Genomic DNA, 24334 nt, shown 5'->3' with positions numbered 1-24334 from the left:
CTAAGTTGTATTGCGTCTTAGTCCATGCTGGAACGTCGTCGGTATCGTTCTCTTCCCCTCAAGCGCAGACGTACCCAGCGCCGCATGACCCGATTATCGGGGCTGGTGATGGGGACGGTATTGGGCAGTAGTGTGCTGCTGGCGGCCTTTCGCACGGTGAGCGGCCCCTGGCGGGGGCCAGTGGTGATGGCCCAGCGTCCGGTGGGGCAGGTGGTGAATCGGGCGGAGGTGGCTCAGGGGATTCGCCAAATTCAGACCGCCAACGGGCGTCCGGTGCTGAACCCACTGCCCATCGCCGAGGAAGTGTGGACCTGCGAAGTGGTGGTGATTGGCGGCACCCTAGGCGGGGTTGCCGCCGCCGCCCACGCCATGAAAACCGGGGCCACCACCTGCGTCATGGAACTCACCCCCTGGCTGGGCGGGCAGATTAGCTCCCAGGGCGTTTCCGCCATTGATGAATCGCGGGCAATGCGCTGGCGGCGGAATTTTTCCCCCAGTTGGGAGGCATTCAAGGCACTGATTCGGCGGCAACCTGTACATTTACCCACCTGGACGGGATTGGGTAGTCCGCAGTCGGTGGCGTCGGTGAATAGCTGCTGGGTGGGGGAACTGTGCTTCTCGCCTAGGGCCGGGGCCACGGCGGCAGAAATGTGGATGCGCCAAGCGGTGCAGAGTGCCCCAGACAGTCGCTGGGCCACCTCGACGGCCTTTAAAGGAGCGGCCTTTGACCCCACGGGCCGTATCGTCACAGCGGTCTACGGCGTGCGACGGATTCCCCTCGACCCCAACTATGTGCCCACGGGGCGGCTCTCCCGCGAACTGGAGGAATGGTATAGCTGGTCAGACAGCGATATTTACAACAAAATTCCTGTGCGATTGCAGCCGCCCCCCGGTGGCCGCATGGTGGTGATTGACGCCACCGACACCGGAGAACTGGTGGGCTGGGCCAACCTGCCCCATCGGGTCGGCTCCGATGCCCAATCCTTCACCGGGGAGGTGAACGCCGCCCCCCGCGAAAACCCCGACTGCACCCAGGCTTACACCTATCCCTTTGTGCTGGCCACCCTAGACGACGGCAACGCCAGCCTCAAGGAACTGCAAAAGATCGAGCCCGCCTTCACCCGCGAAGAACACTGGAAGGTGTTTGACCTAGAGGGGTTCCCCTTCTTCAATAGCAGCAGCGTGTTTAACTACCGCCGCATCGTCAGCCACAGCACCGACAGCGGCAACGTCAACGTCACCCGACCAGGGGAAATGACGCTGATGAACTGGAACAAGGGCAACGATTGGCACTTTATGGATCCCCCCCTAGTGCTGACCGAAGAGGATCTTCGCCTCACCGGACAAAAGCAAGACTGGCTGGGCGGACTGTCGGTGGAATCCTTGAATTATGGCGAAATTCACGCCCTGATGTTCGCAGAATGGCTGATTGACCGGGAAGCCACCGACAAACTCCCCCTCACCCTGCTGACGGGCAAAGATGCGCCCCTCGGCACCCAGTCTGGCCTCAGTATGGTGCCCTACATCCGCGAAGGTCGCCGCATTTTGGGCCGTCCTGCCTACGGCCAAGACAGCTTCATGGCCGTGGAAGCCGACCTGCGCGAAGACATGACCGGAGGCCGAGACTTCAGCGCTACCGCCGTTGCCCTCGCCCACTACGACATCGACATCCACGGCTGTCGCTACCGCGACGGACGTCCCACCTACGAAGCCGCCTCGGCTAGCATCAAGGAATTTGTGGTGCGGCCCTTGCAAATTCCCCTAGAGGCCATCGTGCCCCAGGGCGTCGATAACGTGCTGATTGGCGGCAAAAGCATGGCCGTCAGCCACATCGTCAACGGCGTTACTCGCGTTCATTATGGTGAATGGAGCGTGGGCGGAGCGGCTGGGGCCACCGCTGGCTGGCTACTGCGAGAAGGCAAACCCGCTGACCTCACCCCTGCCCAGATTGTCGTCACAGGCCAAATGCCTGCCCTGCAAGCCTTTCTCGTCTCCCAAGGGCTGCGCTTCACCTGGTAAGGAGGCAAGTCTTGGGGGCGGAGGTTGCTCACGGGTATAGCCCAGGGCATCACCGTAGGGCGGAGGGTTTAGGCTGGATCCAGGGCCAGGGCCACCTGGTTTAGCAGGGCTTCGGCATCAAAGGGCTTGTCGAGGAAGACATTGGCCCCGGCGGCGAGGGCAAAGTTGGCGTGGCTGGGAATACCGCTGAAGGCGATGATAGGCACCTGGGGGTCTTGGCTTCGCAGGCTTTCAATTAAGGTGAGACCGTCTAGGACGGGCATCATAATATCGGTGATCACCAACTGAATTCTGTGGCGGTGCTGGTGGTATTTGGCCAGAGCCGCTGCTCCATCCTGGGCGAGCAGTAGGCGATAGTGGTGGCTTTCTAGGAGGGCTTGCAGCATATCGCGCCCCAGGGCTTCGTCCTCCACCAGCAGTACCGTGGCCCCGCTCGGCTGGGGTTGCCCCGTTCCCGGGCTCAACTGAGGTCGAGGCTCCGGCAGCGGCTCGGTGATGCAGGGGAAATAGATCTGGAACTGGGTGCCCTGGCCCACCTGACTCAAAACCTGAATAAAGCCCTGGCTGGCCTTCACCAGGTCGCGCACCGTGGCCAAGCCCAGCCCGGTGCCTTGGCCTGGGGCCTTGGTCGTAAAAAATGGATCAAACATCTGCCGCTGCACATCGGGGGGAATGCCAACCCCCGTATCAGCCACGGTAATCATCAGGTAGGCTCCCGGCTGGGCTTCGGGAAAGCGGCGGGCCATGGCCTCATCCACCTCAACCAGGGCCGCTGCCAGGGTGAGCAGACCGCCCTGGGGCATGGCGTCGCGAGCATTGACCCCCAGGTTGAGGATAATTTGATGCAGGTAGGTGGGGTCTATCCTAATGGTGCCGAGGGGTGGAGTTTGGGACTTCGAGGGCGGTAGATCTGGGTAAATCTGGATGGTTTTGGGAAAGCTCTGCTGCATCAGGGCAATTTCCTCCCACAGCAGCGCCACCGGGTCGATGGGGATAGGGTGGCCGTTGGGGGTACGGGTGACGGCCAAAATCTGCTTCACCAGGCTGGCCCCCCGCCTGGCGCTGCGCTCGATTAAATCCAGTTTTTCTTGACCCTTGGCATCCATTCCAGGCTGGGTAAGCCGGAGGATTTGGGCCATGGTCAGAATGGGAGTCAGGACGTTGTTCAGGTCATGGGCGATGCCGCTGGATAGGGTGCCCAGGTTCTCTAGCCATTGGGCATGGTAAAACTGGGCCTCCAGCCGCTTGCGTTCAGTGATATCGGTGGAGATGCCGCAGAGGGCGTAGGGATTGCCTGCACCATCGTAGAGGGGAAATTTGGCGGTGATGTAGTAGTGGAGACCGTCGGCGAGGGACACCGTGTCCTCAAATTGCAGCCGTTGGCCCGACGCTAGCACCGCGCGGTTTTGGGCCACCAAAGCATCGGCCACCTCAGCGGGCCACAGATCGTGCAGGGTCTGGCCCACCAGGGCCGCTGGTGTGGAGGCCAGCAGGTCGGCATAACTCTGGTTGACCAAAACGTGGCGGTTGTCGGGGTCTAGCATATAGACAGCGGCGGGGGCGTTGTCTAAAATCCCCTGAAGCCGCTGTTCGCTGGCCAACAAAGCTTGTTGGGCGTGGGTTTGCTGGGTGATGTCGATGGCGGTGCTGACATGGCCGATGGTGTCGCCGCTGGGGGATAAAATTGGGGCCACGCGCATCGAAATCCAGTGAATCACTCCGGTGGGAGTTTGCAGGCGAAAGTCTGGGATGGGCTGGCGAGGGTCATCTAGGTAGTTGGCCCAGGCGGTGGTGAGGGCCTTCTTATCCTCAGGATGCACCCCCTGCCGCCAGCCGTCCCCCAGGCAATCCTCTGGGCATAGGCCCGAAAGTTCACACCAGCGGGGATTGGCATAGAGACAAAGCCCCTCGGCAGTGGTTTGGCAAATGCCAATCGGGGCAGCGGTACTGAGGGATCGAAAACGGGCTTCACTGGCTTCGATCACCGCCTGCATCTCCTGCCGCGCCAACAGTTCGCTGCGGGTTTGAGCATAGAGTTCGGACTGGTGAATGGCGATGCCTAACTGGGTGGTGAGGCGCTTCAGCATGGCAATTTCTGGGGCCTGCCACTGGCGCGGCGTATCGCACTGATGGACGATGAACAAGCCCCACAGGGTTTTGCCCCTCAAAATTGGTACGGCGAGGCTGGCCTGCACCTGGAATGCCTGCAACATTTCAACGTAGCAAGGATCTAGATCGGGCTGGCAAATGTCGTTCAAGACCGACACATACCCCCGGCGAAAGGGCTCAATGAAGCGATCTTCCAGGCAGGGATCGGTGATGTTGGTGGACTGAATTGCCAACCACCCGACCCCCACAGACTCCATCACCACCTCCCCCTGCCAGGTAGGCTGGAAGCGAAAAATAATGGCCCGGTCGCAGGCGAGCCAATCCCTCACCCGATTTACCGCCGTACGCAGCACCTGGTGCAGTTCCAGGGATTCGCGGATTTCCTGGGCAATGTCGCCCAGCAGATACTCCTGGCGAATCTGCTGCTCTAGGGTGAGTTCGCCAGCCTTGCGCTCTGTAATGTCATTAAACAGAATCGCCACCTAGCGGTTTTCCGGCGCACCAATGCGAAAGGCGTAGACATCGTACCAGCGGCCCCAGTGGCGCACCTGCTGCTCAAAGCGGGTCGATTCTCCGGTAAGGGCCACATGGCCATAGATCTCATACCAGTATTCCTCCAGCTCTGGGGCAATGTCGCGCATGGTACGGCCACTCAGGGCCACTTCCAGCGATAGCGCCGTCAACTGCTCGAACCGGGGGTTGGCTTCTACCATGCGGTAATCTATCGGTTTGCCCTCGCCATTGAATAGGATTTCGGCAATGCAGTAGCCTTCATCCATTTCGTTGAATAGAGTCCGGTACTTGGCCTCCGAAGCCTGAAGCGCCTGTTCGGCATAGGCCCGTTCTAGGCGAAGAAAGGTGAGGTTTGCCACCTCCTGAATAAGCTGAACTTCGTCGCTGTGCCAGTAACGAGCAAGGGCCGCATTCACCATAAAGAGATACTTCCAAACCCCCTGACGGTGAAACGGCACCGTGACAGAAGTGTGGATATTGAAGGCCGCGTAGCGCTGGCCGTCGATGCGACCATCATTCTGGGTGTCGTGAATGACCACAGGATGCCCCTCCCGCGCCGTTCGCCGAAAGTCTTCGGTAATAAAGTCAGATATCCGATAGGTACCTGTCACATCTGGCATCTCATCGGTATGCCAGGTGTATTGGACAACCGCCTGATTTTGGGCCTCATCAATTTCAACAAAGACGCAGTTGGTAATCGCCAGATAATGGCCCACCTTTTCGCCCACGCGCTGCATAATCTCTGGGGCCGTAGACAGCCAAGAAAAGTCCTTCGCCATCTCCGCCAAAAACGCCCTATGAGCCTCGGAGTGGTGAAGTTCTGGCTTCCCTGCCGCACCTTCTAACGCTCCTATTGTTGGTGGTTCGCCCAGAAAACCAGCAGCCCCATCGCCATAGCGCGGGTTCAGTTGATACCCCTGTCGAGGCACCATGGTAATAAAATCTGCCGGGGCACCAACCTCCTTCAGCCTCTGCCGGAGTTGCTGCATCTGCTGACGAATCTTATCCTGGCTGGGGGAAGGGCCATCGGGCCAACCTCGCTCCGCCAGCGTGCGGGCACTCAGCGTGGTCGTGGTCCAGCGCAGTAAAATCTCCAGCAGCCGATACTGCATTGGTGGGAGCGACAGCCGAGTGGTTCCGTAATAGGCCTGGGGCTGACTAGAATCTAAACATAGGGATCCCCACCGCAAAACCCAAGGGCCGCGAGGATGACAAGGGTTTTTCATTATCAGGGTGTCCGATCTTCAGGGTTAACAAAATAACTTTTCGCACCCATTGATCTGCTTAAAAGTCACCTAAATAACTCTATAGAAGTTATTATTGAAGCGAATAGTTATATTCGTTCAATTATAGGAAACTTTTATAGCGAACTTTTGCAAAATATAGCTATCTCCCCACCATATTACTCGCCTCTACAAGATCCCTACAAGGATTGTGGATAATCTGCAACAAAGCATGCCCTTGATTCCTTCATGGCAGTCTCAAGACTGATTTTCCGTCATTCTCTAATACTAAATCCTGATTGTATACCCTCGGTAAAAAACGATCTCATCTAGGCTGAACACTTCTTGATACCGCCTTCTCAGCGAGGCAAACCTCAGTTCCTATCGGGCCTTTCCGTTCGGATTTAGGATAAAGTCTCAGGTAAACCAAGGTCAGCCAGGGGAAAGAATGCCCCTGCCAATCAGTGCTTCCATCCAGAGAACGATGAGAAATCCCCGGTCTATTAAGGCACAGTAGGCCCATCGCCTGCTGGGTTCAAATTCAAGGATATTTCTCACCCATTGCTTAACCTAAAACTGGATTCCCTGCCCTCATCTAGCCCTGATTGTCTGACACATCTCCAAAGTAGGTTGGGTGCAGCAAAGCAGAACCCAACACTTACGGAGAATTTGGGCTTGTTGGGTTCTGCTGCCGTGCCACCCAACCTACGAGAGGTCAATACTTTTCGGCGTTGTGTCAGTCAGCGAGGTTTTTATCAGGCTGCCAGCCTCAAATCTTGATTGGGAAGCGCTCCATTCAGGATTATGTTTCTTCCTGCCTAGCTCAGGCGGGTCAGGAACCGCAACAGCCCCTGGGTACGCGGGGTAAGGCGGGTGCGGCGGTAGGCATCGGCGGCTTTTTTGATGATCTCAGCCTGGGTGGGGTAGGCATGGATGACGCCACTGAGAGCATTGAGTCCCTGTCCGGTGGTGATGGCGAGGGTGAGTTCGCTGATGATATCTCCGGCATGGCGGGCCACCAGGGTTGCGCCGAGGATTTGGTCAGTTCCGGCTTTGTGGAGGAGGTGCAAAAAGCCCTCGGTTTCACCATCGGTCAACGCTCGATCCACCGTGGATAGCGGGATGGCAATGGTTTGGTGAGGAATGCCCTGGGCCTCGGCCTCGTGGGCATAGAGACCGACGTGGGCCACTTCAGGATCGGTGTACGTCACCCAGGGCATTACCCATTGGCTGAGGCGGCTGCGCCCCAGACCAAGGGGAGAAAACAGGGCATTTTTAATGACCAGGCGAGCGGCAGCATCGGCGGCGTGGGTAAATTTCCAGTCCATACAAACATCGCCAGCGGCAAAAATGTGGGGCTGGCTAGTTTGTAGATAGTCGTTGACGATTAGCCCCTGCCGAGGGTCGTATCGCACCCCCGCCGCCGCCAGGTTGAGATCGTCTACATTGGGCACCCGTCCGGCAGCAATCAAAATCTCATCCACCTCGATAGTCTGAAGGGCAGCTTCTTCCTGGGATGGCGACTCTGCCGCACCCACTGGTCGGCACCAGGCCCGCTTGCCCGTGGGTGTCACCTCCACCCGATCCAGGGTAGCCCCCAGGGCTAGGGTGATGCCCTCGGCCTGGAAGCGCCGCTGGAGAACGGCACTGGCTTCGGGATCCTCGCGGGGCAGCAGTCGTCCCTGGCGTTGGATCAGCGTTACTTGGCTGCCCAACCGCTGCAATGCCTGGGCCAGTTCGCAGCCGATGGGGCCGCCGCCCACCACCAGCAACCGAGGGGGGCAATCCGTTAGGGAAAAGATGGTTTCGTGGGTCAAAAAGTCTGCCTCCCCCAGACCGGGCACAGCGGGATGGTGCGCCCTCGCCCCGGTGGCAATGACCGCTTTTTTAAAAGACAGCCGTTGGCCTGCAACCTCAAGGGTGTGGCTATCCACAAACCGCCCTGCACCTAAAAACACGTCAATGCCGAGCTGGCTAAATCGTTCCACCGAATCGTGGGGGCTAATGTCGGCCCGAATCCGCCGCATGCGATCCATCACGGCGGCAAAATCTACCCTTACCCCCGTCGCCTGCACCCCCAGGGAGGCCGCTTGCCGCATATCCGCCACCGCCCGCGACGACCGCAGCACCGCCTTAGAAGGCACACAGCCCACGTTTAAACAATCGCCCCCCATCAGATTTTTTTCCACGAGGGCCACCCTCAGCCCCAAGCCCAGCCCCGCCGTCCCCGCCGCCGTTACCAGCCCTGCCGTTCCGGCCCCAACCACCACTAGGTCATAGCGATCCGCTGGGGTGGGGTTTTGCCAATCGGGGGGCTGCACCGCCGCTTGCAGGGTGAGGTTGTAGCCCTCCAGGGGCGCTAGGGCCGGGTGAACGGAGGGAGATTGAAGTTCGGGAGGAGAGGTCATCGTCGCGTTGGGGTTGAAGGGATCTGGGATTGATCTTCAACTTAACCCAGATCGACAGCGCCGCCGATGCAGGCTTACCAGGGCGAGTGGGGATGGAGATCCTCATCGCACCTCGCCCTTCGCCGCTGATTCCTCCGGCCTGTGGGACAGGCGTTGCTGCAAGAACTCAACCAACGCCTTCACCTTTACCGACAGGTGGCGGTTGATGGGGTAGAGCGCAAAAATCTGATTTTCTGGGGGGCAAAAGCTCGTCAAAATGGGCTGAAGCTGCCCCCGACGGAGGGCGTCTTCCACAATAAACCGGGGCATTAGCACAATGCCTAACCCCGCCAGAGCAGCCTGCTTTAGCACTTCGCCATTGTTGCAGCACAGGGGGCCGTGGATGGAGATCGTGACCGGGGCTTGATCGGTGCTGGTCAGTGTCCAGGTGTTGTCCTGGGTGCGGTGGCCGTAGTGGAGGCAGGCGTGGTGTTCTAGGTCGCTGGGCTGGATGGGAGTGCCGCGCCGCTGTAGGTAGCTGGGGGCCGCACAAATCACCATCGGACAAGGGGCCAGACGATGGGCAATGAGGCTGGCGGCACCGGGGGCAGCGGCAATGCGGACAGTTACATCAAACCCTTCGTCAATGGGGTCAATAAAGCGGTCGTTTAGGCTTAGCTCTACCTGTAAATCAGGATATTGCGTGATAAATTCTGCCAATAGCGGCCCTAGGTGCAAAATCCCAAAGGTCATGGGCGCATTCACCCGCAGGCTGCCCCTAGGTTCTTCCTGCAAGCGCGATAGAGCTAGCTCCGCTTCTTCTAAATCCGCCAAGATATTCAGGCAACGCTCATAGAAAGCTCGCCCCGCCGCCGTGGTGGAGACTCGCCGCGTGGTGCGGTGCAGCAGTTGCGTTTGCAGCGATTCCTCCAAACTGATGACCAGTTTGTTGACCGCCGACCGCGATAGCCCCATCTGACGGGCCGCAGCGGCAAAGCCGCCGGATTCCACCACTTGGGTAAAGGCGCGGATGCTCTCGAATTTGTCCATGGGGCTGGGGAGTAGGGAGTGGGGAGTAGGGAGTGGAGAGTAGGTGAAGGATTGTCTTTGATAAGGAGACAATATGTCTATAAAATTGATTATTGTCTTTATTCGGGATTCAGTCTAGGGTAGGAATAGGGTAAAAGCCCAAGGCAAGTGCCCCAGGGTTTGACTCAACCTTTCTTTAGGAGGTGTCGTCATGATTACGATCCGTCCGTCCAGCGAACGAGGATCCGCCAACTTTGGCTGGTTAGATACTCGCCATTCCTTTTCCTTCAGCAACTACTACGACCCTCGATATATGGGGTTTGGGCCACTGCGGGTCATCAACGAAGATAAGATCAGCCCCAGCCAAGGTTTTGGTACCCATGGCCACCGGGATATGGAAATTGTTACCTACGTGCTGAAGGGTGCCCTAGAGCACAAAGATAGCCTGGGGAATGGATCCATCATTCGCCCTGGGGACGTGCAGCGGATGTCGGCGGGGACGGGCATCATGCACAGCGAATTTAATGCATCGGAAACCGACCCGGTGCATTTGCTGCAAATTTGGCTGCTGCCCGCCACCAGCGGCATCGAACCGGGCTACGAGCAAATTTATATCGCCCCCGCCGACAAGCAGGGCCACCTGCGCCTGATTGGATCCCAGGATGGCCGTGATGGATCGGTGACAATTCATCAGGATGTCAGCCTCTATAGCGCGGTGCTGGGCGACGGCGATCAGGTCAGCCACACCCTCGCCGAGGGCCGCGTTGCTTGGCTTCAGGTGGCCCAGGGGTCGCTAGAACTCAACGGCCAAACCCTCACCGCTGGCGATGGGGCCGCGATTCAAGACCTGCAAGACCTCACTTTAGCTAGCACGGCCCCCGAAACTGAGCTGCTGCTGTTTGATATGGTCGCCTAACAGAACGAGGGCCTGAAGATGGGATGTGCCTGCCGCCAGGTGGGCCATCCTGCGACCAAGTCCGGCGGTTCCATCCCACGGCCCAGCCGCGCTTTTAAACCTGGCCATTGCGCTAAATCCAGTTATTTCATCCCCAAAAACCACCATGGCTGAACCTGTCATTGCCGATACCAAACCCGTTGTCACCACCCTCGAAGCAGGCGACTACTACTGGTGCACCTGCGGCCAATCCGCCAACCAGCCCTTCTGCGATGGGGGCCACAAGGGCACAGACTTCACCCCCATGAAGTTCACCCTAGAAACCCAGAAGCAGGTAGCACTCTGCGCCTGCAAGGGCACGGCCAACCCACCCTTCTGTGATGGTGCCCACACCAAACTATAACAACAGGGCTGCGGTGACTTCGCGGTGCCAGGTCGCCCCCTGTTCTGGATGTCAACCATGCTTTAGGAGGTCTTTTCTATGACACGTCAACCCAAATTACTGGCTTTTTCGGGCAGTTTGCGGAAAAACTCCCTGAATAGTCTCCTAGTCCAGGTCACTGCCGCCGGGGCTGCCCAGGCCGGGGCTGAAGTCACCACCCTGCACCTCAAAGACTTCCCCATGCCCCTCTACGACCAAGACTGGTTTGATGAGCACGGCTTTCCTGAATCCGTCCTAAAGCTCAAGGGGCTGATGAAGGCGGCGGATGGCTTTTTAATTGCCTCGCCAGAGTACAACGGCTCCCTCACCGGAGCCCTAAAAAACATGATTGACTGGGTCTCCCGTGCCGAGGAAGGAGAAGCCCCCCTAGCCCTGAGCTGCTTCGTGGGCAAAACGGCGGCGATTATGGCCACCTCCCCCGGTGGGCTGGGTGGCCTGCGGGGGCTAAACCACCTGCGCCAAATTTTGGAAGGGGTAGGCGTGCTAGTAATTCCGGCTCAGCAGGCGGTGCCCGGTGCCTTCCAGGTGTTCAACGAAAGCGGCCACCTCACCAACGACGTCCAGCGGCAGAGCATCCTCGACCTAGGGGCGACCCTGGCCCAAACCACGGGCAAGTTGATCTAACGCGCTGGATTTATCCGCCGGGGCTCCAGGATGACTGGGCAACTGGATAGCCCGTCAGCTAGTAGCTATCCGAAATCGGGCATGGCCCTGGGTGGTAGTCAGCACTTCTACTCATCCGTGGAAAACGGCTACAGACGGGGTTTTCGCCGCTTTACGCTTAGTGACAATCCGAAATTCGCCCTAAAGGCCCTTAGACTGACCAAAGCCAAGCAGGACAAGGGTCTTGGGGTTTTGAAGGAGGCCGTCGACGGATCTAGCCCTGGGAAAAAAGCCGTTAACTTTCTTAAAAAAGCCCGAAATCTACATAAATTAAAGGTTTTGGCGATCCACTTTGGGAAAGTTCCCCTTAGAATGGGTCAGTGAAATTCTGAGTTTATGGGGGTTTCAGCCATTCTACCGAGTCAGTCCATAGGCTATCGGTGGGTTTTGCTGTGCCCCTGGGATCTATCCCAACAATGTTCCTTTTCCCCTAGGAGACGACATGAATAAAGGCGAACTCATTGATAAGGTGGCCGAGAAAGCCTCTGCAAACCTGGACAAAACCATCACCAAAAAAGATGTGGACTCTGTGATTACGGCCACTATCGACGCCATCATGGAAGCGGTAGCCGAGGGCAAGAAAGTGACCCTGGTGGGCTTTGGTTCCTTTGAACCCCGCGAGCGCAAGGAGCGGGAAGGTCGCAACCCCAAAACCGGAGACACCATGGTGATTCCGGCCACCACCGTTCCGGCCTTTTCCGCTGGCAAATTGTTCAAAGAAAAAGTGGCCAAGTAACGGGCTTTGCCACAGCGTATTCCACCAAGACCAGTACATGGGGGCAATTTAGCCTGGGCGGCTGAGATCGCGGGCTGTTCCCCTGATGTGCTGGTCGATTTTTCGGCCAGCATTAATCCCTTGGGGCCACCGGATTCGGTGCGGGCGGCGCTTCAGGGAGCAATGGCTACCCTGGGCCACTACCCCGACCCGGCCTATGGCGATCTGCGCCACGCCCTAGGTGATCACCACCAGCTTTCCCCCGACTGGATTCTGCCCGGTAATGGTGCGGCTGAACTCATCACCTGGGTCGCCCGCGACATGGCCTCCCAGCCCGATGCAACCGCCCATATTCCGGCCCCAGCCTTCAACGACTATCAGCGAGCCTGCCACGGTTTTGGGGTCACGGTTGTTCCTTGGCCATTGTTAACACCGGATTCGTCAACATCAGGTTGGCTAACCCTCGACTCATCGCTATCGGGTTCATGGCTATCAGACTCCTGGACGCCGGGTTCGCAGAGGCTGGGCTCACCGCTATCGGATAGGCGGGTTGACCTACGACCAGAAGCTCTGATTGCCGCCAGTTCTCCTAGGGCCAGTTGCCTGATTAACAACCCCCACAACCCCACCGGGCATTTGTTCTGCCTAGATAACCTACGCCCGCTGCTCGATCACTTCAGTCTGGTGGTGGTGGATGAAGCTTTTATGGACTTTCTGCCTACCCACGATGCTCCTAGCCTGGTGCCCTGGGTGGAGGCATACCCTAACCTGGTGGTAGTGCGGTCGCTAACCAAGTTCTACAGTTTGCCGGGGCTGCGGCTGGGCTATGCCGTAGGTCATCCCGACCGTTGGCGTCGTTGGCAGCAGTGGCGCGACCCTTGGCCTGTGAATACCCTAGCGGCGGCGGCAGCCATAGCAGCGGTGCAAGATACCGCCTTTCAACAACAAACTTGGCATTGGCTACCCCCCACGCGACAAGTCTTGATGGATGGACTGGCGGCGCTACCCGGTTTGTCGCCCCTGCCCAGTGCCGCCAACTATCTGCTGGTGAAAACCCAGGCTCCCGTTCCCCCCCTGCAAACGGCCTTACTGCGGCAAAGCCAGGTGCTGATCCGCGACTGCCTCAGCTTTGCGGAACTAGGCGATCACTATTTTCGCGTGGCGGTGCGATCTAAGGCCGAAAATGAGCGTTTGCTAACAGCTTTGGCCGGGGTAGAGTGCCTATGATGCGAGAACCTTTTCTCCCCAAGCGTCGGCGTTCCATGCTCCCCACAACCTCCACCCTTGCCCCCAGCCTCAAAACGGCTCCCCCAGAGCTGAAGGTGGTCAACATGACCAAGCACTTTGGATCTCTGGTAGCGCTGCAAGATGTTAGCCTGACCCTCACACCGGGCACCGTTCACGGCCTGCTAGGGGAGAATGGGGCAGGCAAAAGCACCCTGGTGAAGTGCATCATGGGCTTCTATACCCCCACCGCTGGCCAGATTCTAGTGGACGACCAGCCCCACGCCATCAAAAGCCCCAAGGATGCCCACGAGTTCGGCATTGGCATGGTTTACCAACACTTTACCTCCGTGCCTGCGATGACCGTGGCCGAAAACCTGGTGCTCTCCCGCTACGACCATCGTCAGGTGATCCACTGGAAAGCCGAATACGAGGCGCTCCATGCCTTTATGGATGACTCGCCCTTTCGGGTCGATCTTGACCTGCCCGTGGCCCAACTGGCGGCGGGACAAAAGCAAAAGCTAGAAATCCTCAAGCAGCTCTACCTCAAAAGCCGCATTTTAATTTTAGATGAACCCACCTCTGTGCTCACCCCCGACGAGGCCGACGAGGTACTGGGGCTGTTGCGGGAGGAAGTCCAAGCGGGGCACCTGAGCGTGCTGCTGATTACCCACAAATTCCGGGAAGTGACTGCCTTCACCGACGAAGTTACTGTTCTGCGCAAGGGCCACCTAGCGGGGCATGGCAAGGTGAAAGACCTGACCGTGGCCGACATGGCTCACATGATGCTGGGGGAAGAACGCCAAACCAAGGATATGGCCAAGGTAGCCCATCCCGACCCGGTGCCCAGGCTGGAGGTTCATGGCCTTGCTGCCCACCGAGACAATGGCCTAGATGCCTTTGGGCCGCTGGATTTGGCTGTCCACAGCGGTGAGATTGTCGGCATCGCCGGGGTTTCGGGCAACGGTCAGCGCGAGTTGGTCGAAGTCTTAGCCGGACAGCGCCCCGCCACCCAGGGAGACATCCACATCAACGGCGAACCCTACGGAGCCACCCGCGCTGAAATGAGTCGCCTCGGCGTGTTTGCCCTGCCGGAGGAACCCCTCCGCAATGCCTGCGTACCGGGGATGAGCGTGGCGGAAAACCTCGCCCTACGAAATTTTGATCGCCCGCCCCATGCCAAAGGAAACCTGTGGCTGGTGCTGAAGTCTATCCGTCAGGCAGCCCAAGAGTTAATTACCGCCTTTTCCGTCAAAACCCCTTCCCCTGATACCCCCATCCAAAACCTTTCTGGCGGCAACGTGCAGCGCACCGTGCTGGCCCGCGAACTGTCGTCTCCAGATATCAAACTGCTGATTGCCGCCAACCCCTGCTTTGGCCTCGACTTCTCGGCGGTAGACTTTATCCATAGCGCCATCATCGAAGCCCGCAACCGAGGGGTGGCGGTGCTGCTCGTCAGCGAAGACCTCGATGAACTACTGATGCTGAGCGACCGCATCCTCGTCATCAGCGAAGGCCAGTTTGTCTACGACAGCCCCATCGAAGCCGCCGACGTGAAGGAAATTGGCCACCGCATGGCAGGCCACTAAGCCGACAGTACAGGCTCCATCCCCTGGGCGGTGAACCCCATGATCGTCTCTACCACCACCGCCGCCCCCGCCTGAATCAGCGTTTCTCGGTAGGCATGGCCGTAATCCTGCCCCAGGGCCGTAACGTGGGGAGGCAGCACCCCCACCCCAATCCACCGTCGTTGGGGGCGCTGGGCTTGGGCATGGCCCAGGGTTTGCATATCGGCTACGGTATCCCCGGCATAGAGCACGGGCAGGTTTTGGGGAAGCTGATGCTGTTCCGTCAGGCGATCCACCACCTCGAACAACCCGGTTGGATCGGGCTTGCCGGGGGCATCCTCCATGGCAATCAGCACCGGGGAAGCCAACCCTAGACGACGCTCCAGCACATAGCGGGCCGAGCCACGGGTGGCCCCGCTGAAAAATCCCCAGGGAATGCCGTCGGTGGTGAGTTGGTCAAAATACGTCTTGTCCACCAGCAGCGGTTCCTGGGTGATGTAGCCCGTCCACTGGTCATTTTCGCCCTGCTTGGGGCCACGGTAGCGGCTTTGGAAGAAGGCCACCACCTCCTCGTAGGTAATCGCCACGGTGTCGCGGGCTTTTCCCTGGCCCTCAAAGTAGCGCAAAATCAATTCCTGCGACCCTTCCCAATCGTTGTTCCAAATCCCTTCTCCCTTAAGGGCGTCGATGTCCTCCGGGCTGGGACGGTAGCCGCCCTGGGTAAACTGCTCCACGGTATCGGCCAAGGCGCGGCGGTAGGAGTTGCCCACATCGCGCAGTACACCATCGATATCAAACACCAGCAGAGCCATGGGGTCAGGAAATGCGGTCATAGGAAAGGCCAATTTGTCCAGGGAACACGTTAGAAGTGATAAGATTATAGACTGTAGTATTTTCTGAGTTGCGGCGGAGGTCTAGTTGTCCAGATTTGTCTTAAAAGTACTCTGGCTCGAAAATGACGTGGCGCTAGCGGTGGATCAGGTTGTGGGCAAGGGCACCAGTCCGCTTACGTCCTATTTCTTCTGGCCACGGAACGATGCCTGGGAACAAATGAAAACCGAACTGGAAAGTAAGCCCTGGATCGAAGAAGAAGAACGGGTTGAAATCCTCAACAAAGCCACGGAAATCATCAACTATTGGCAGGAAGAGGGCAAGGGTAAATCCCTAACCGATGCTCAAGTCCGCTTCCCCGAAATTACCTTCACCGGTAGTTCGTGATTTGGGATCGTTAGCGCCCAGCGTTGATGCCCATAGATTTCTAAAAAGGAACCCCATCATGGATGGGGTTCTTTTTTATTGGGTATTGGACTGGTTTTGAAGCCAGAAAAGGTACGGCTTTGGTCAGTGACGAAACGCTCTTGTACCGAGATTTAGCCCTCACCCCCAGCCCCTCTCCCAGGAGGGAGAGGGGAGCCGGATAGGTTTGAAAGTCCCTCTCCCAGCTTGGGAGAGGGATTTAGGGTGAGGGTCAACGACGAGGCTGGAAGCAGATATCTTCACGCTTGCAGTCTTTGGCTTAACCCGAACTGAGCTTACTTAATCCCTTCGGCGGCTTGCAGTTTGGCGCGAGCACGCTTGACGGCTTGGCGAGCTTGGATGACGGCTTGCTTGTCGTCTTCCTTGACTTGACCCAGGCGGGTTTCGGCTTCTTCATAGGCGGTACGGGCGGCGTTGAGGTCGATGTTCTCGCCTCGTTCGGCTCCGTTCACCAGGATGGTGACTTCGTTGGTATCAACCTCGGCGAACCCACCCATGAGGGCAATGGGCACCCAGGTTTTGTCAGAACGCACCCGCATCACGCCGATATCCAGGGCGGTCATCAGGGGGGCGTGGCCAGCCAGAATACCGAGCTGACCCGTGGTGCTGGGCAGGATAACCTCCTCAGCTTCGGAATCCCAGACGGTTTTATCTGGGGCAATCACGCGAACGGTTAAGGCCATGGCAATACTGCGAATGAGGTGGATGGTCGAAAAAGGGGAAGGCAAAGACGCTCTAGTCTAGGATGGCCCTCACCCCCAGCCTCTCTCCCAGGAGGGAGAGGGGAGCCGGAAGTCCTTCAAAGTCCCTCTCCCACCTTGGGAGAGGGATTTAGGGAGAGGGCAGCCTGCCTTAACAGAGAGGGGTTAGCTCTCAGCTTTCAGCTTTTCAGCGGCAGCAATCACTTCTTCGATACCGCCCTTCAGGTAGAAGCACTGCTCAGGCACATCATCCAACTGACCCGAGAGGATCATATTGAAGCCCTTGATGCTGTCTTCCAGGGTGACGTACTTACCCGACATCCCGGTAAACACTTCAGCCACAAAGAAGGGCTGGGACAGGAAGCGCTCGATCTTCCGGGCGCGGGCCACCACCTGGCGGTCGTCCTCAGACAGTTCATCCAGACCCAGAATGGCGATGATGTCTTGCAGCTCTTTGTAGCGCTGGAGGGTGGACTGCACGGCGCGGGCGGTGCGGTAGTGCTCTTCACCCACGATGCTGGGCTGGAGCATGGTGGAAGCGGAATCCAGGGGATCCACAGCGGGGTAGATACCCTTGGAAGCCAGGTTACGGGAAAGTACCGTGGTGGCATCCAAGTGGGCAAAGGTTACGGCGGGAGCGGGGTCGGTCAAGTCGTCCGCAGGCACGTACACCGCCTGGATGGAGGTGATGGAACCTTCGTGGGTGGAGGTGATGCGCTCTTGCAGATCGCCCACTTCGGTACCCAGGGTGGGCTGATAACCCACAGCGGAGGGCATCCGGCCTAGCAGGGCAGATACTTCAGACCCGGCTTGCACAAAGCGGAAGATGTTGTCGATGAACAGCAGCACGTCTTGCTTGTTCACGTCCCGGAAGTATTCGGCCATGGTGAGCGCAGACAGACCCACGCGCATCCGTGCCCCGGGGGGTTCGTTCATCTGACCGTAGACCAGGGCCACTTTGGATTGGCTGAGGTCGTCGGCGTTGATCACACCGGATTCAATAAATTCGTTGTAGAGGTCGTTCCCTTCGCGGGTACGCTCGCCCACACCGCCAAACACGGATACACCACCGTGCTCCTTGGCGATGTTATTGATCAGTTCTTGAATCAATACGGTTTTGCCCACACCAGCACCACCGAACAGACCCACCTTACCGCCCTGACGGTAGGGAGCCAGCAGGTCGATCACCTTAATGCCCGTTTCAAACACCGTGGGTTTGGTTTCCAGGTCGGTGAGTTTGGGGGCAGAACGGTGAATGGGAGAGGTGGCTTCGTTGTTGACTGGCCCTTTTTCGTCTACGGGCTCGCCCAGCACGTTAAAAATACGGCCCAGGGTGGCAGTACCCACGGGCACGCTAATGGGAGCCCCGGTATCGACCACTTCCATGCCACGGGTGAGGCCATCGGTGGAGCTCATGGACACGGCTCGCACCTGAGAGTCACCGAGAAGCTGTTGCACTTCGCAGGTAACGGAAACCTCAACCCCGGCGGGGTTGGTGCCTTGAATTTTTAGAGCATTATAAATTTTGGGCAATTGGCCACTTGCGAACTTCACGTCCACAACGGGGCCAATAATCTGAGTAATGTAGCCAACTGTTTTTTCTGCTGTGGTGACCATGCTTGCGCCTATTCCGTATGATCAGCTAGTTTGGCGGCTTCTATGTCACTGTTACATTCCAAAGCGCCATCATTCAGATTATCACTAGAGTGCAACGACCCACGATGATTCTACGGACTTTGTCGATCTCATCCCACCCCAAGGATGGCTTGGGCCGTTAGGTTCAAGTTGGGAAAGATAGATGACGTAATGCGTTGGTCGCCGCGCAGCAGTTGCCGCTCATAACGCCCCTCTGAATTCAAAATGCAAAGGGTTAAGGTGGGTTGTTTCGGACGCCCAATGAAGAATTCGCCGCCCAGCCCCTGATGGTCGACAATCCAGTATTCTGGGATGCCCAGCAGGGCGTAGTCTTCGAGTTTACGGGCATAGTCGTTTTGCCAATTGCTGCTGACGACCTCCGCCACAAATTTGATGGTGCTGCCGAGAGTAACGACGGGTTGGCTCGCCCACAGCGGCTCTTGAGCCAGAGCGGCGCGGTCGAGGACAATCACATCGGGACGGAACCCGGTCTGGTTAGCGAGGGGTTGAATTAAGCAGCGATGGGGGATGAAATAATCAGCCCCTTGCTGCATGATGTCGTCGTTGAGCCAGCGGGCAATGGTCGCCGCTACTTGCTCGTGTGGCCCTGTCGGTTCCAAGTCAAACAACTCTCCATCAATGAGTTCGTAGCGATGGTCATCACCATACTGAGCCAGGAACGCATCAAAGCTCAGGGAAGTGGATGGGGTGAAGCGATCCCTTGCAAGTGCCATGGTTGCTCTGACGGCTCTGGGGGTATGATGGGCGAATGTTAGCTTTACTCAGTCTATCGTGATCACCGCCTTACCCTAGGGGCCTCAACATATCCCAGCGTCATGCCGCCCTAGCGGTCTGATGGAATATGAAAATGAAGCGGTGAAGTGACAAAGTGCATGAAGCAGTGGGGACAAATTTTGGGAACGCTACAGGAATCAGTCCCCAGGGCTGTGTAGGGTCTTCTAAGTCGTTTTGGTCAACCCCGCCATGATTCAGCGTCTTCAGCATTTAACTAATACGTTGCAAACCCAGTGGTCTTACAACTCCAGCACCCGTGGCACCGCTAAAATGGCCGCTGGGGCAATTTTGATCGCCGAAGGGGTCTTTGGCGTGGGGCGATCCCTAATCTCGGGACGACGCCCCAGCAACGGCGGCAGTGGCCTATTTGGTAGTGCCATCGGCGTAGTGGTAGGGGGCTTTTTTGTGGGCATCGGCTTGCTCGCTGCGCCCCAAACCTTCGAGGATGAAATCGTCATCACCGGGCAAATTGTACAGGTAGATCGAGTGACCGACAGCGACGGCGACACCCTCTACCGTCCCGTCTATGGCTACACCGTTAATGGTCAAGATTATCAGTTCAACTCATCGGTGCGCTCTAGCCATCGCCCCAGCATTGGCCATCCCGTCACCATCGGCTACTCGGAATCGGCCCCGGAAAATGCCCGCCGCCTAGATGGCATGGACGGCCACTTTCACCTGATTTTTGTGGGTATCGGTGGCCTAGTCATGGTGTTTTCCCTAGTCAGTCTGGGCGTTAGCATCGTGCTGATTGTGGTAGGTGTCCGGTTGATCATGGCCGGACGACAGGATCGCCAAATTGCAGGCCACAATACCAGCCTGATGGAGGATGTCTTCTCCCTCGCTCAACGGGCCAACAGTGGTGAGATTGACATTCACCAAACCGCCGCTGGTCAAGCTGGACAGAGCCAGGGCGACTTTGAGTGGAAAGCCTGATGGGTCTCGATCTTAACCTAGGGTTTAGGTTGGGAGGATAGAATACAGCCATTGGTTCGATTGGGCAGGCGATGGCAAAGGCAAAGGCGAAGGAAAACGGCTCTGATTTGGCGGTGGGTGCGGCAGAAAAAGCCCCAAAGGCCGATGTAGGGCTGGATAATCCGCAGTACTACGTTAACCGCGAGTTAAGCTGGCTAGATTTTAACGAGCGGGTACTCCACGAAGCCCTTGACCCGCGCACGCCCCTGATCGAGCGGCTGAAGTTCCTCGCCATCTTCAGTTCCAACCTCGATGAGTTTTTTATGGTGCGGATCTCCGGTGTGATGGAGCAGGCCGATGCGGACGTGCACCCCAAAACCCCCGATGGCCTTTCGCCCAAGAAGCAACTGGTGGCCATGCGGGCACATTTATTAGAAAAAATTGCCCTCCAGCACCGCACCTTTGAACAGGAACTGCGCCCCGCCCTCACTGAGCATGGGGTGTATTTACTGAACTACGCCGACCTCGGCATAGATCAGCAGCAATTCCTGCGAGAATACTTTGAAAATCGCATTTTCCCGGTGCTGACTCCCCTTAGCGTCGATCCGGCCCATCCCTTTCCGCGCATGTCTAATCTGAGCCTAAACCTGGCGGTGCGGGTGGTGAATCCTGAGAATGGGCAAGAGCGGTTCGCGAGGGTCAAGGTGCCCAGCAATTTGCCCCGCTTTGTGGGAATGCCGGAGGCGCTGTGCCATTACCAAGGGAAAGATTGCGTGTGGGTAGGGGTGCCCCTAGAGCAGATTATTTCTGAGAACTTAGACGCCCTATTCCCAGGCATGACCATCGCCGGACATCACGCCTTTCGCATTACTCGCGATGCTGATTTTCCAGTCTTAGAAGAAGAAGCCGATGACCTACTGATTGCCATTGAGCAGGAAATTAGCAAACGGCGACTAGAGGGCTTTATTTGTCGCCTAGAAATTGAGAATAAGATGCCTGAAGATCTGCGTCAGGGGCTAATGCGAGAGCTTGAGGTCAGCGATGATCGGGTCTATGACATTGATGGAATATTGAGCCTCAAGGATCTCTTTTTCTTTGCGTCTTTACCCTTGCCGGAATTGAAGGAAACCCCCTGGGCGGCCCTCACACCGCCCCGCCTCAAACCGGTGATTGAGGTCGAAGAGGATGGCTATGCCGAGCAAGCTCCCAACATTTTTGTGGCTATTCGCCAGGGCGATATTTTGGTGCATCACCCCTACGAATCCTTTAAGGCTTCGGTACAGGAATTTATTACCCAAGCCGCGAATGATCCCAAAGTGTTGGCCATCAAAATTACCCTCTATCGCACCTCTGGGGATTCCCCGATTGTGAAGGCGCTGATCAATGCGGCGGCCAACCGTAAGCAGGTAGTGGCGTTAGTAGAGCTCAAAGCCCGCTTTGATGAAGCCAATAACATTGTCTGGGCCAAGCGCCTGGAAGATGCCGGAGTCCATGTGGTCTATGGCGTGGTGGGGCTAAAAACCCATACGAAAACAACCCTGGTTGTGCGAGAAGAAGGCAACGAAATCCGCCGCTATGTCCACATTGGCACAGGCAACTACAACCCCAAAACATCGAGCCTCTATACCGACTTAGGCTTATTTAGCTGCCAAGAGGAATTGGGAGCCGATCTGAGTGATCTATTTAACTTCTTGACGGGATATTCTCGACAGCAAGCCTATCGCAAATTGCTGGTGGCACCGCTTACCCTACGAGATCGGATGGAAGGGCTAATTCGTCGAGAAATTGACCTAGCCCGCAGTGGTAAACCGGGCAAAATGATTGCCAAAATGAATTCCCTCGTAGACGGTAGAATTATCAAGCTACTCTACGAAGCCTCTCAGGCTGGGGTAGAAATTGATCTTATTATTCGCGGGATTTGCTGCCTACGTCCCGGTGTTCCTGGGGTCAGCGAAAATATTCGAGTTATCAGCGTCATTGGACGTTTCTTAGAACACTCGCGCATTTTCTATTTCTACAACAACGGTCAGCCCGAATACTACATTGGCAGCGCCGACTGGATGACCCGCAACCTAGACCGACGGGTGGAAGCCATCACCCCCATTGAAGACCCAATTCTCGTCGCAGAGTTGCAGAAGATTCTGGAGATTTCCCTGGCCGATAACCGCCAAGCCTGGGATATGGCTGCCGATGGCACCTTTACCCAACGACGCCCCGCCGAAGGTGAGGACGAACGCGGCACCCACAATACCCTAATGGCCTTGACCCTCAAGCGGGATCGGGCTCGCTAGGTCTGGGGCCTAGTCTGTTGAGCGGAGAGGTTGCACCAGCCTCTTACCTGACTGGCTGACAAAAAATTCTGCGGCGGGCACGCAAACCGCGCCCCTACAGCATTAGGTTCACGTAGGGGCCCGGTCTCCTGCCCCTACAACTCGTACTGGGCTACCCCCTACGCCCTTGTCCAACGCCCTCTTGGGGATGGTTCTGCTCCGTTATTGGGATACTGGCAGATGCAAACAGGAGGCCCATTCTGGCCCGTGCCAGACCGCAAGGGTGATGATACGGTGCTGAAGTTGGGGCACGTCATCTAAGGTGGCCCCAGTACCGCTGTTGACGGGGTAGGCCGGAAAGGCAGCGGCGGCAAGGCTGAGCCGGAGGGCATGGCCCTGGGGCACGGTAAAGCTCGTCGCTTGTAGAGCTAGGGCAATGGGTTGAGGACTTACACCGCCCTCCACGCCATCGGGTTGGGGCAGGCAAAAACGACCGTAGCCCTGGGTAAAGTTGAAGGCACGGCCATCGGGGTAGACCTCCGACAGCACGGCACTGATGTCTACACTGGGGGCATCCACCGTGAGATAGAGGGTAAGCGTGGGGGTACCGACCACTTGTAAAGGAGTTGTTAAAGGCGAGGTGCTGTAGGTCAACACATCGCTGCGACCGTCGATGGCGGCCCGATCAAAGCTGCCGGAGGGAAAGCCGCTGTGGCCCCCCAGGGAAGGTACCGGACGCCAGGGGTCGTGAACGATCACGTCATAGCCCGGTGCTGGGTTGTCGGCTTCGGCAGCTTCGGCGGCTTCGGCGGATGGGGGCAACAGCAGGCCATCGTCAAGGCGCATTCCGGCCAGCCCGCTGCTGGTCAGCGCGTAGGCCGTAGGGAGGATCTGGGGCCACTGAGGCCAGTCTTGCCAGCGGTTGGTGCCCATGTCAAACAGGCGTACCGGGGAATCTTGGCCGAATCCCTCATCGTGACCTTTCAAAAACTGGTTAAACCAGCGCAGTTGCAGCCGATCCACAGGGCTTTCTGCCGCTGGGCCAAAATCCCGTGCCCCCACCCGCCGACTCCAGGGCAGGTGCCCCCAGGGGCCAATCCACAGGTGTTGGGGGGCGCGGCTTTGGGCCTGCATTTGCTGATACAGGCGCAGGGTGCCGCGCAGGTAGGGGTCAAACCAGCCGCCGATGTGCAGCATGGGCAAATCCACCTCGGTCAAGTCGGGCTGGAGGGACTGCCAGTAGGCGTCGGGCTGGTGATGGTTGCGCCAGTCGTGGAAAAACGAATCCGGGGCGAGGTCGCGTAAAAGGGCCGGGTCGGCGGGAATGGGGCCATCCAGCGGCAACTGGTGTCCGGCTTGGTAGAGGGCGTGATAGGCGGCGGCATCTCCGGCACGGCGGGCGGTTTCTGCCGCCAGTTGGAAGGCCCAGCCCAGCCCAGCCTGAAGCAACAGCGCCCCATGTTCGTAGGCCCAGTCGGCGTAGAGGTCGTAGCCCACCATGGCCGGGGCCAAGGCTTTCAGCGGTTCTGGGCGGCGGGCGGCGGCATAGAGCTGGGTCATGCCCTGGTAGGAAAAGCCATACATCCCCACCTCGCCGCTGCTTTTGGGCAGGTTGGCCGCCCATTGCACCGTGGCGGCCCCGTCCTCGTCCTCGGCTTCAAACAGCCGAAACTCGCCGCCAGAACTGCCCCGCCCCCGCACATCCTGAATCACCACGATGTAGCCGTGGCTGGCGTACCAGGTGGGATGGGCATAGACCACCGTGGAGGCAATGGCTCGCCCGTAGGGTTGCCGCATCAGCAGGACGGGGAAGGGGCCGGGGGCGTCGGGGGTGTAGACGTCGGCGGTGAGGGTGATGGGGGAGTGGGGAGTGGGGAGTGGGGAGTGGGGAGTGGGGAGTGGGGCGTGGGGAGTCGGCCCTGGCAGGGTGAGGGTGAGGACTTGTTTTGGACAAACCGCGTATGGCCCCATGAT

General features: G+C 58.0%; 19 protein-coding genes. 10 read left to right on the top strand and 9 right to left on the bottom strand.

All coding sequences use genetic code 11. The features are described 5' to 3' along the window. Positions 1-24 precede the first annotated feature (24 nt). Positions 25-2019: an FAD-dependent oxidoreductase gene (locus GFS31_RS05125; RefSeq protein ID WP_225907572.1), complete on the top strand. Its 1995-nt coding sequence runs from the start codon at positions 25-27 to the stop codon at positions 2017-2019. 68 nt (positions 2020-2087) lie between these two features. Here the strand turns inward: GFS31_RS05125 and GFS31_RS05120 are convergent, their stop codons facing one another. From GFS31_RS05120 to GFS31_RS05105, 4 genes are all read right to left on the bottom strand, one after another. Further along, positions 2088-4610, bottom strand: a complete 2523-nt coding sequence (locus tag GFS31_RS05120; RefSeq protein ID WP_198807172.1) for a PAS domain-containing protein — start codon at positions 4608-4610, stop codon at positions 2088-2090. After that, positions 4611-5867: a winged helix-turn-helix domain-containing protein gene (locus GFS31_RS05115; RefSeq protein ID WP_225907571.1), complete on the bottom strand. Its 1257-nt coding sequence runs from the start codon at positions 5865-5867 to the stop codon at positions 4611-4613. Between the two features lie 815 nt (positions 5868-6682). Beyond that, positions 6683-8272, bottom strand: a complete 1590-nt coding sequence (locus tag GFS31_RS05110) for a mercuric reductase (protein WP_198807170.1) — start codon at positions 8270-8272, stop codon at positions 6683-6685. A gap of 102 nt (positions 8273-8374) precedes the next feature. Then, a complete protein-coding gene (locus tag GFS31_RS05105) occupies positions 8375-9301 on the bottom strand; it encodes a LysR family transcriptional regulator (RefSeq protein ID WP_198807169.1) in 927 nt (308 codons plus the stop codon). Between the two features lie 190 nt (positions 9302-9491). Between GFS31_RS05105 and GFS31_RS05100 the strand changes: the two genes are divergently transcribed. From GFS31_RS05100 to GFS31_RS05075, 6 genes are all read left to right on the top strand, one after another. After that, positions 9492-10196, top strand: coding sequence for a pirin family protein (locus GFS31_RS05100; RefSeq protein WP_198807168.1), 705 nt, complete (start codon positions 9492-9494; stop codon positions 10194-10196). Between the two features lie 145 nt (positions 10197-10341). Further along, entirely contained in the window at positions 10342-10578 is a 237-nt protein-coding gene (locus tag GFS31_RS05095) for a CDGSH iron-sulfur domain-containing protein (protein ID WP_198807167.1), read from the top strand. 78 nt (positions 10579-10656) lie between these two features. Continuing rightward, a complete protein-coding gene (locus tag GFS31_RS05090; RefSeq protein ID WP_198807166.1) occupies positions 10657-11241 on the top strand; it encodes an NADPH-dependent FMN reductase in 585 nt (194 codons plus the stop codon). A gap of 481 nt (positions 11242-11722) precedes the next feature. After that, the gene (locus tag GFS31_RS05085) at positions 11723-12016 is read left to right on the top strand and encodes an HU family DNA-binding protein (protein WP_198807165.1); all 294 of its coding nucleotides are present in this window, start codon (positions 11723-11725) and stop codon (positions 12014-12016) included. Between the two features lie 6 nt (positions 12017-12022). Then, positions 12023-13222 (top strand): threonine-phosphate decarboxylase CobD, encoded by a 1200-nt coding sequence (gene cobD / locus GFS31_RS05080; protein ID WP_317135078.1) that lies wholly within the window; start codon positions 12023-12025, stop codon positions 13220-13222. Beyond that, positions 13219-14808 (top strand): ABC transporter ATP-binding protein, encoded by a 1590-nt coding sequence (locus GFS31_RS05075; RefSeq protein WP_317135077.1) that lies wholly within the window; start codon positions 13219-13221, stop codon positions 14806-14808. Before cobD ends, GFS31_RS05075 begins: the two co-directional genes overlap by 4 nt. On the opposite strand, the gene GFS31_RS05070 is transcribed toward GFS31_RS05075, so the two are convergent. Beyond that, positions 14805-15620: a TIGR01548 family HAD-type hydrolase gene (locus GFS31_RS05070; protein WP_198807164.1), complete on the bottom strand. Its 816-nt coding sequence runs from the start codon at positions 15618-15620 to the stop codon at positions 14805-14807. The two genes, GFS31_RS05075 and GFS31_RS05070, sit on opposite strands and share 4 nt — an antisense overlap. An 85-nt stretch (positions 15621-15705) precedes the next feature. Here GFS31_RS05070 and GFS31_RS05065 point away from each other — a divergent pair, with 85 nt between their 5' ends. Continuing rightward, the gene (locus tag GFS31_RS05065) at positions 15706-16005 is read left to right on the top strand and encodes a 30S ribosomal protein PSRP-3 (protein WP_198807163.1); all 300 of its coding nucleotides are present in this window, start codon (positions 15706-15708) and stop codon (positions 16003-16005) included. Positions 16006-16319: 314 nt separating this feature from the next. Here the strand turns inward: GFS31_RS05065 and atpC are convergent, their stop codons facing one another. From atpC to GFS31_RS05050, 3 genes are all read right to left on the bottom strand, one after another. Continuing rightward, positions 16320-16727, bottom strand: coding sequence for an ATP synthase F1 subunit epsilon (gene atpC, locus GFS31_RS05060; protein ID WP_198807162.1), 408 nt, complete (start codon positions 16725-16727; stop codon positions 16320-16322). A gap of 183 nt (positions 16728-16910) precedes the next feature. Next, entirely contained in the window at positions 16911-18362 is a 1452-nt protein-coding gene (gene atpD, locus GFS31_RS05055) for a F0F1 ATP synthase subunit beta (protein ID WP_198807161.1), read from the bottom strand. Positions 18363-18490: 128 nt separating this feature from the next. Beyond that, positions 18491-19114: a Uma2 family endonuclease gene (locus GFS31_RS05050; protein WP_198807160.1), complete on the bottom strand. Its 624-nt coding sequence runs from the start codon at positions 19112-19114 to the stop codon at positions 18491-18493. A 250-nt stretch (positions 19115-19364) separates the two neighbouring features. Here GFS31_RS05050 and GFS31_RS05045 point away from each other — a divergent pair, with 250 nt between their 5' ends. Then, positions 19365-20111 (top strand): DUF3592 domain-containing protein, encoded by a 747-nt coding sequence (locus GFS31_RS05045; RefSeq protein WP_198807159.1) that lies wholly within the window; start codon positions 19365-19367, stop codon positions 20109-20111. 71 nt (positions 20112-20182) lie between these two features. Then, entirely contained in the window at positions 20183-22381 is a 2199-nt protein-coding gene (gene ppk1 / locus GFS31_RS05040; protein ID WP_198807158.1) for a polyphosphate kinase 1, read from the top strand. A 201-nt stretch (positions 22382-22582) separates the two neighbouring features. Here the strand turns inward: ppk1 and GFS31_RS05035 are convergent, their stop codons facing one another. Beyond that, positions 22583-24331 (bottom strand): CocE/NonD family hydrolase, encoded by a 1749-nt coding sequence (locus GFS31_RS05035; protein ID WP_198807157.1) that lies wholly within the window; start codon positions 24329-24331, stop codon positions 22583-22585. Between the last annotated feature and the right edge of the window lie 3 nt (positions 24332-24334).

Source organism: Leptolyngbya sp. BL0902, from assembly GCF_016403105.1.
Taxonomy (GTDB): Bacteria; Cyanobacteriota; Cyanobacteriia; order Phormidesmidales; family Phormidesmidaceae; genus Nodosilinea.
This window is presented reverse-complemented; position numbering and strand designations above follow the sequence as displayed.

Coding starts and splice junctions, on each gene's coding strand:
- GFS31_RS05125 (WP_225907572.1), top strand. CDS start 25: ATGCTGGAACGTCGTCGGTATCGTTCTCTTCCCCTCAAGCGCAGACGT.
- GFS31_RS05115 (WP_225907571.1), bottom strand. CDS start 5,867: ATGAAAAACCCTTGTCATCCTCGCGGCCCTTGGGTTTTGCGGTGGGGA.
- GFS31_RS05110 (WP_198807170.1), bottom strand. CDS start 8,272: ATGACCTCTCCTCCCGAACTTCAATCTCCCTCCGTTCACCCGGCCCTA.
- GFS31_RS05105 (WP_198807169.1), bottom strand. CDS start 9,301: ATGGACAAATTCGAGAGCATCCGCGCCTTTACCCAAGTGGTGGAATCC.
- GFS31_RS05100 (WP_198807168.1), top strand. CDS start 9,492: ATGATTACGATCCGTCCGTCCAGCGAACGAGGATCCGCCAACTTTGGC.
- GFS31_RS05095 (WP_198807167.1), top strand. CDS start 10,342: ATGGCTGAACCTGTCATTGCCGATACCAAACCCGTTGTCACCACCCTC.
- GFS31_RS05090 (WP_198807166.1), top strand. CDS start 10,657: ATGACACGTCAACCCAAATTACTGGCTTTTTCGGGCAGTTTGCGGAAA.
- GFS31_RS05085 (WP_198807165.1), top strand. CDS start 11,723: ATGAATAAAGGCGAACTCATTGATAAGGTGGCCGAGAAAGCCTCTGCA.
- GFS31_RS05075 (WP_317135077.1), top strand. CDS start 13,219: ATGATGCGAGAACCTTTTCTCCCCAAGCGTCGGCGTTCCATGCTCCCC.
- GFS31_RS05070 (WP_198807164.1), bottom strand. CDS start 15,620: ATGACCGCATTTCCTGACCCCATGGCTCTGCTGGTGTTTGATATCGAT.
- atpC (WP_198807162.1), bottom strand. CDS start 16,727: ATGGCCTTAACCGTTCGCGTGATTGCCCCAGATAAAACCGTCTGGGAT.
- atpD (WP_198807161.1), bottom strand. CDS start 18,362: ATGGTCACCACAGCAGAAAAAACAGTTGGCTACATTACTCAGATTATT.
- GFS31_RS05050 (WP_198807160.1), bottom strand. CDS start 19,114: ATGGCACTTGCAAGGGATCGCTTCACCCCATCCACTTCCCTGAGCTTT.
- GFS31_RS05045 (WP_198807159.1), top strand. CDS start 19,365: ATGATTCAGCGTCTTCAGCATTTAACTAATACGTTGCAAACCCAGTGG.
- ppk1 (WP_198807158.1), top strand. CDS start 20,183: ATGGCAAAGGCAAAGGCGAAGGAAAACGGCTCTGATTTGGCGGTGGGT.
- GFS31_RS05035 (WP_198807157.1), bottom strand. CDS start 24,331: ATGGGGCCATACGCGGTTTGTCCAAAACAAGTCCTCACCCTCACCCTG.